The organism is Flavobacterium sp., from assembly GCF_046155325.1.
Taxonomy (GTDB): Bacteria; Bacteroidota; Bacteroidia; order Flavobacteriales; family Flavobacteriaceae; genus Flavobacterium.
Window position 1 is genome coordinate 21,629 of record NZ_JBJXDQ010000057.1, and the last position, 6,789, is coordinate 28,417.

A 6,789-nucleotide genomic window follows, 5' to 3' on the forward strand; every position below is an offset into this window, starting at 1 on the left:
CAAAAATATAATAATATGATATTACAATATCAAAAAAGTATAATAATTTGATATTTGAAGTGGTGATTTTGATTAGTTCAGGTACCGAACACTTCTTTAATTGCCTTTAAACTCGGCTTTTCGTTTCTCTAGAAATGCCGTTGTCCCTTCTTTAAAATCGTCGGTAGCAAAACAGGTTCCAAAATTATGTATCTCCACATCAAATCCATTGACACCTGAAACATAATTGGCATTAACGGCTTCGATAGCTTTTCCAATAGCTAGTGGGGAATTTCGCATTATTTTTTGAGCAATTCCTGTACAAAAACTAATAAGCTCCACTTGTGTCACGACATGATTTACTAAACCATAACTTTTTGCGGTTTCGGCATCGATCATTCCAGCGGTTAGAATCATTTCCATGGCTCGGCCCTTGCCAACCAAATGAGTTAAGCGTTGGGAGCCACCATAACCAGGAATTAAACCTAATGAGGTTTCGGGCAATCCCATTTTGGCATTATCCGAAGCAATTCTGAAATGACACGCCATCGCTAACTCCAGTCCGCCACCGAGGGCAAAACCATTAATAGCGGCTATTACTGGCGTTTTCATATTTTCGATATAATCGAACAGTATTTGTTGTCCGTGTGCAGCAAGTTGCGAACCTTCTAGAGAGTTAAAGTGTGCAAATTCGGCTACATCCGCTCCTGCCACGAAAGCTTTTTCGCCACTGCCACTGATTAAAATTACACGAACATCGGGATTTTCATCAACTATTTTCAAGGCTTCGTGCAATTCTTGAATGGTGGATTTATTCAATGCGTTTAGCTTTTCTGGACGATTGATATAAATAGTAGCAATGCCTTTTTCGTGTTTTAAAATTATGTTTTCTGATATCATAATTCCCTTTTTAGGTGTTGATTATTGGTAAAGAAACTCTAAAAGTAGTTCCTTTTTTAAATTCAGTTTCAAAGGTAATTGTTCCGTTATAATTTTCGATAATGTTTTTAATAATACTCAAACCTAACCCCATTCCACTAGATTTTGTTGTAAATTTAGGTTCGAAAATCCAGTTGGAATCTAGAGAAGAAATTCCTATTCCGTTATCTGAAACCGTAATAATGACATGGTTTAAATCTCTTTTTATATTGACCAAAACCATTTTAGTTTCCTGATTTTCAGGAATAGATTGAATTGCATTTTTAACTAAATTGGTTATGACTCTAATAAGTTGTGTTCGATCAATTTTTGAAACAATTTCTACTTCATCGGCAATAAATTGAATATAATCTTCATTAAAAATATCAAGGGTCAATTCTACGACATCAACAACATTTAATGTTTCGTTTTGTTGTGCAGGCATTGAGGCAAAGTTAGAAAAAGCTGATGCGACTGAACTCATAGTATCAATTTGTTGTATCAAGGTTTCAGAATAATCATTAAGTTTTTGTTTCAGATTCGGGTCATTAGCATCAAATTTTCGTTGAAAACTTTGAACCGTTAATCGCATTGGTGTCAAAGGGTTTTTAATTTCGTGCGCCACTTGTTTGGCCATTTCGCGCCAAGCTTCCTCTCTTTCGCTTTGAGCTAATTTCAGTGCACTTTCTTCTAATTCGTCAACCATAGCATTGTAGGCTTTAATCAAAAGATTGATTTCTTTGCTATTGGCTTCGAGGACAATTTTTTCGTTTTTTTGGGTCAAACTGGTTTCGCTCAATTTATCAGAAATAGTTTTTAATGATTTTGTGATATAGGATGATAGAAAATAAGCCACTGCAAAAGCCACAAAAAGCATAAAACTATATACTTGTGCTAATCGCATTAAAAAATTTTGTAGTTCGGTTTGATAATAACTATCATCTTCTACATAAGGTAAATTTAGGATTCCTAAAGGTTTAAATATGTCGTCTTTAATTAAGCTATAAGAAGATCGATTCTTTTTTCCGTTACTATTTCTAATGTCTACAAATCTTTTTTCGATGGAAGATTGCACTAATTTTATAATGTATTTAGGTATTGGAGGCGCTACTGCATCAACAGAAAATTTTGATTTAGAAGATTTTAAAAGTTTTCCATCAAGACTATAAATATTGATTTCGAGATTATGAATATCTGATAATTCGTGAATTTTATCTTTAAAAATTAAAGACAGATTGTTTGGCGAAAGAGGGTAAGTAGTATTGCTAAGCACATAATTGATATTTTCTTTAATAGCATCTTCCTTTCGGTCTAATCGTTCTTGATGGTAAATTTTAGCTTCATTTTTGAATTGAATGATAGAAATGGAAGCTAATAAAATGGAAGCTACAATTATCAATACTATCATCGAAAGGAAAATCCTGATTTGCAACGAAAGCATTGATATTTTGAAGCCTTTTAACATATTTAGGATTTGTTTTTTGCTCTAATCGTTTTATATAACTTAAAGCCAAGCATGATCAATACCGAAAATAATACAATTCCAACAACACCATAAATCCAATTTACGGCATTTTTTAATATCACCAAAAAAACTACAGCAAACAAGATTATCGTTGCGCCTTCATTCCACAATCGCATAAAGTTGGAGGAGTATTTGACGGTATTATTTTGCAATTCTAGGTAAATTTTATGGCATTTATAATGGTATAAATACAGCACAAAAACAAAGCCAAGTTTAACATGCATCCATGGCATTCGCAACCAAACATTTCCAATATCCGTAAAAAACAACATCCAAAAAGCAAAAAAACTAGCCAAAACAGCAGAAGGCCAAGTAATAATATACCACAAACGATAGGTCATTATTTTGTATTGTTTTTGCAAAATGTCTTTCTCTGGCGATGGTTTGTCATTTGCCTCAATTTGATACACAAACAACCGAACTATATAAAAAAGTCCAGCAAACCAAGTGATGACAAAGATGAGATGTAGGGATTTTAGGTAGTTATAGAATTCCATTTGTTCATTTTAAATTAGCCATGAATTCACAAATTATTTATTTATAATTCGTGAATTCGTGGCGATAAGTTATTTTCTCCAATTTTCTATCCATTTAGTAACAAGATCACACCATTGCTCCTCATCGTTCAAACACGGAATAGCTGTAAATTCCTCGCCACCGTGATATATGAATTCCTCTTTGGCTTCCATAGCAATTTCTTCTAATGTTTCTAGACAATCCGATACAAATGCTGGGGTAACCACGGCTAATTTCTTAATGCCTTTTTCTGGCATTTTGTTGATTTCAACATCGGTATATGGCGTTAACCATTTGTCTCCAGCTAATCGGGATTGAAAAGTTTGACTATATTTATCTTTAGGGATATTTAAATATTCGGTTACCAATTTTGTGGTTTCATAACACTGATGGCTATAGCAAAACTCATGTGCTGGCGAAGGTGTACTGCAACAAGTGCGGTCTATTTTGCAATGCGATTTGGTAATATCGGTCTTGCGAATATGTCTTTTTGGAATTCCGTGGTAAGAAAACAACAAATGGTCATAATCGAATCCTTCTAAATGTTTTTTGATACTTTCGGCCAATATTTTAATGTAATCGGGCTTGTTGTAAAACGCAGGGACAACAGTAAATTTCATTTCAGGAAAATATTTCTGACGTAATTCTTCTGCCAACACTAAAATCGTGGTGGTTGATGCCATAGCATGTTGGGGATACAAAGGAAAAAGCATTACCTCAGTAACTCCTTTATCATGTAACTCTTGTAATCCTTTTAAAATGGTTATTGTTCCATATCTCATGGCTAAAGCCACAGGAATATTGACTTTTTTGGCGACTTTTTGATGCATTTTTTTCGAAATCACAATCAAAGGCGAACCTTCTGGAGTCCAAATTCGGGCATACGCTTCCGCCGATTTTTTGGGACGCGTTTGTAGAATTATTCCACGAACCAACAAGGCTCTTAATAAATACGGAACATCAATCACATATTTATCCATTAAAAATTCATCTAAATAGGGTTTAACATCCTTTGCGGTTGGACTTTCTGGCGAACCTAAGTTTACTAATAATACTCCTTTCATTTTTTTATTTTTTGAACTAATTTTTTTTATTGTTGAATGTTTTCTATGTAGTTGTTTTATGTATTTGGATTCAAAGCCATCAAATATTTCTTCGGGGTAGTGCCAAATTTTTTCTTGAAAGCAGCAATAAAATGACTTCCTGTACTGTATCCAATTTTCAATCCAACTTCATTTACATTATAGGATCCGCTGTCCAATAATTTTCGAGCAGAATCCATTTTATAATCAAAGAGGAAACCAAAAACGGTATCGCCATAAATTTGCTTGAAACCCATTTTTAGTTTCTTTAAAGAAAGCCCTATTTCATCGGCTAGTTCTTGTAATCTTGGAGGTTCGGCAATATTAGACAATATAATTTTCTTAGCTTTTTTTATTTTCAAAACATTTTCTTCATCGATCAAAAAAGGGCATTGCTCGGCATTTGGATCTTCGGTTCGATTAAAATATAAACTTAATAATTCATAGCCTTTGCCTTTGTAGTATAAGTTTTTTATGGATGGATGCAAATTATAATGGAATAATTGGTTCAAAACAATCGCCATTGATGGGCTTATTTCGGTTTCTTTATAATATTTTTTATCCTTATTGTCTTTACTTAAAAACGGAATATGTTCCGATTCTGAAGAAAATAATCCATGAAATTTCTGAATTGAAATGATAACAGAAATTACCCAAGAGTTGGGAGCAATTTCTAAATTAAGGGGTAATTCTTTTTGTGGGTTATAAAACAAAAGCGCCTTTTCTTCTTTCAAATCCAAAGCATAATTGCCGTCATTAAATACAAATTTAGCTTTTCCTTTGATGCCAAAATGAAATTGAATAAGCCCTTGATTAACCTGTCTATTTACTCGAAAATTCTCACCTTCATCATTTTGAAAGCGAATTAATGTAAAATCACTTTCAATTTTTATTTCTTCTTGTGAACCCATAGCGATATTTTTTTGTAAAAATTTTCAGAATCGCACCTCCTAATTATTTAGAATAAATCTATATAAGTAATTTAAAAAGACTTGATTTCAGTACAAATTTATAATAAATAACGCTAAAAATTTAATTATGGCTTAAAAAATCATCTAACGATACAAAAAGTACTTTTAGCGTTACTTTAATATAAAGCTTAGGTCTAAATTTGCCAAGCTGATTAGAATTAATATTACATGGAAAATCTAAACTTATCGAAACACAAAACTTTCTACGCTATTGGATTGAGCTACAAGAAAGCAGATGCTGAGGTTCGAGGTCAATTTAGTTTAGATTCTAAAGCAAAAAGAAACGTATTACTTCAGGCTAAACAAGAAGGTTTAGACAGTTTGATTGTAACTTCTACTTGTAATCGCACGGAAATTTATGGTTATGCAGCGCATCCTTTTCAATTAATCAAGTTGATTTGTCAAAATAGCGCCGGCACAGTTGAAGAATTTCAAAAAGTGGGATTTGTTTATAAAAACCATGAAGCAATAAGTCATTTATTTAGGGTAGGAACAGGATTAGATAGTCAAATATTAGGTGATTTTGAAATTATAGGTCAAATAAAAACCAGTTTTGCCGAATCAAGATCATTAGGTTTAATTAACGCTTTTTTAGATAGACTAATTAATTCAGTAATACAGGCCAGTAAAAAAATAAAAAATGAAACCGAAATTAGTTCAGGAGCCACTTCAGTTTCTTTTGCATCGGTTCAATACATAATCAAGAATGTAACAGACATTGGCGATAAAAACATTTTGTTGTTTGGAGCAGGAAAAATTGGCAGAAACACATGTGAAAATTTGGTTAAACACACCAAAAATGATCACATTACGCTAATCAATAGAACCAAAAATAAAGCAGAATTACTAGCAGGCAAACTAAATCTTATAGTTAAAGATTATGGCGATTTACATCAAGCATTACAAAAAGCAGATGTATTGATTGTGGCTACCGGCGCACAAAACCCTACTATTGACAAAAACATTTTAAATCTAAAAAAGCCTCTTTTAATTTTGGATTTATCGATTCCTAAAAACGTGAATTCAAATGTGGAGCAAATTCCTGGTGTTACTCTAGTTCATTTAGATTATTTGTCACAAATGACAGATGATACTTTAGAAAGAAGAAAGCAACACATTCCTGCAGCCGAAGCGATTATTGAAGATGTTAAATTAGAATTTATTACCTGGATGAATGGACGAAAATATGCTCCAACTATTCATGCATTAAAAGCTAAATTAAATGAAATGGCAGCCTCAGAATTGCTGCTTCAAAAAAAGAAATCATCTAATTTTGATGAAGAACAAGCGGAGATTATTAGCAAAAAAATTATCCAAAAAATCACCAATCAATTTGCAAGTCATCTTAAAGATGAAAACTCAAACGTAGATGATAGTATTGAATGGATTGAAAAAGTATTCCAAATAGGATTACAAACACCCAAAAAAACGCCTTCAATAATCGAAGATAAATACAAAATAAATCTGTCTTAAAAAACCTAAGGATTGTTAATTTCTAAAAGTCCCAAAAAAGCATGGCTCAAAAATGTATAAGAATTGGAACTCGTGATAGCGAATTAGCTCTTTGGCAAGCCCATACTGTTGAAAAAAAACTAAATGATTTAGGTTTTAAAACCGAGATTATTGCCGTAAAATCGCAAGGAGATATCCAACTTGACAAACCACTTTACGAACTCGGAATCACTGGAATTTTTACCAAAACACTTGACATAGCCATGATAAATGGTCAAGTTGATATTGCAGTACATTCTATGAAAGATGTACCTACAGCTTTACCTATTGGAATTGTTCAAGCTGC

The 6,789-nt window shown here is 32.7% G+C and carries 6 protein-coding genes and 1 pseudogene; 2 read left to right on the top strand and 5 right to left on the bottom strand.

All coding sequences use genetic code 11. From position 1 onward, the window contains the following. Window positions 1-96: 96 nt before the first annotated feature. The 5 genes from ACKVOD_RS03930 to ACKVOD_RS03950 all read right to left on the bottom strand — a co-directional run bounded on the left by ACKVOD_RS03930 (window position 97) and on the right by ACKVOD_RS03950 (window position 4,931). Window positions 97-879 (bottom strand): enoyl-CoA hydratase/isomerase family protein, encoded by a 783-nt coding sequence (locus ACKVOD_RS03930; protein ID WP_409208176.1) that lies wholly within the window; start codon window positions 877-879, stop codon window positions 97-99. A 10-nt stretch (window positions 880-889) separates the two neighbouring features. After that, entirely contained in the window at window positions 890-2,362 is a 1,473-nt protein-coding gene (locus ACKVOD_RS03935) for a sensor histidine kinase (protein WP_409208177.1), read from the bottom strand. A 2-nt stretch (window positions 2,363-2,364) separates the two neighbouring features. After that, on the bottom strand, window positions 2,365-2,919 hold the full coding sequence (locus ACKVOD_RS03940) for a CopD family protein (RefSeq protein ID WP_409208178.1): 555 nt from the start codon (window positions 2,917-2,919) through the stop codon (window positions 2,365-2,367). 69 nt (window positions 2,920-2,988) lie between these two features. Continuing rightward, a complete protein-coding gene (hemH, locus tag ACKVOD_RS03945; protein WP_409208179.1) occupies window positions 2,989-4,002 on the bottom strand; it encodes a ferrochelatase in 1,014 nt (337 codons plus the stop codon). 56 nt (window positions 4,003-4,058) lie between these two features. Continuing rightward, entirely contained in the window at window positions 4,059-4,931 is an 873-nt protein-coding gene (locus tag ACKVOD_RS03950) for a helix-turn-helix transcriptional regulator (RefSeq protein WP_409208180.1), read from the bottom strand. 228 nt (window positions 4,932-5,159) lie between these two features. On the opposite strand from ACKVOD_RS03950, the gene hemA reads away from it, so the two are divergent. Both hemA and ACKVOD_RS03960 read left to right on the top strand, forming a co-directional pair. Continuing rightward, on the top strand, window positions 5,160-6,464 hold the full coding sequence (gene hemA, locus ACKVOD_RS03955) for a glutamyl-tRNA reductase (RefSeq protein ID WP_409208181.1): 1,305 nt from the start codon (window positions 5,160-5,162) through the stop codon (window positions 6,462-6,464). Between the two features lie 41 nt (window positions 6,465-6,505). Continuing rightward, window positions 6,506-6,789: pseudogene (locus tag ACKVOD_RS03960) on the top strand (hydroxymethylbilane synthase); the annotation flags it as partial.

What these genes read in the sequence shown, in the direction of transcription:
- ACKVOD_RS03930 (WP_409208176.1), bottom strand. Translation starts at nt 879, where the DNA reads ATGATATCAGAAAACATAATTTTAAAACACGAAAAAGGCATTGCTACT.
- ACKVOD_RS03935 (WP_409208177.1), bottom strand. Translation starts at nt 2,362, where the DNA reads ATGTTAAAAGGCTTCAAAATATCAATGCTTTCGTTGCAAATCAGGATT.
- ACKVOD_RS03940 (WP_409208178.1), bottom strand. Translation starts at nt 2,919, where the DNA reads ATGGAATTCTATAACTACCTAAAATCCCTACATCTCATCTTTGTCATC.
- hemH (WP_409208179.1), bottom strand. Translation starts at nt 4,002, where the DNA reads ATGAAAGGAGTATTATTAGTAAACTTAGGTTCGCCAGAAAGTCCAACC.
- ACKVOD_RS03950 (WP_409208180.1), bottom strand. Translation starts at nt 4,931, where the DNA reads ATGGGTTCACAAGAAGAAATAAAAATTGAAAGTGATTTTACATTAATT.
- hemA (WP_409208181.1), top strand. Translation starts at nt 5,160, where the DNA reads ATGGAAAATCTAAACTTATCGAAACACAAAACTTTCTACGCTATTGGA.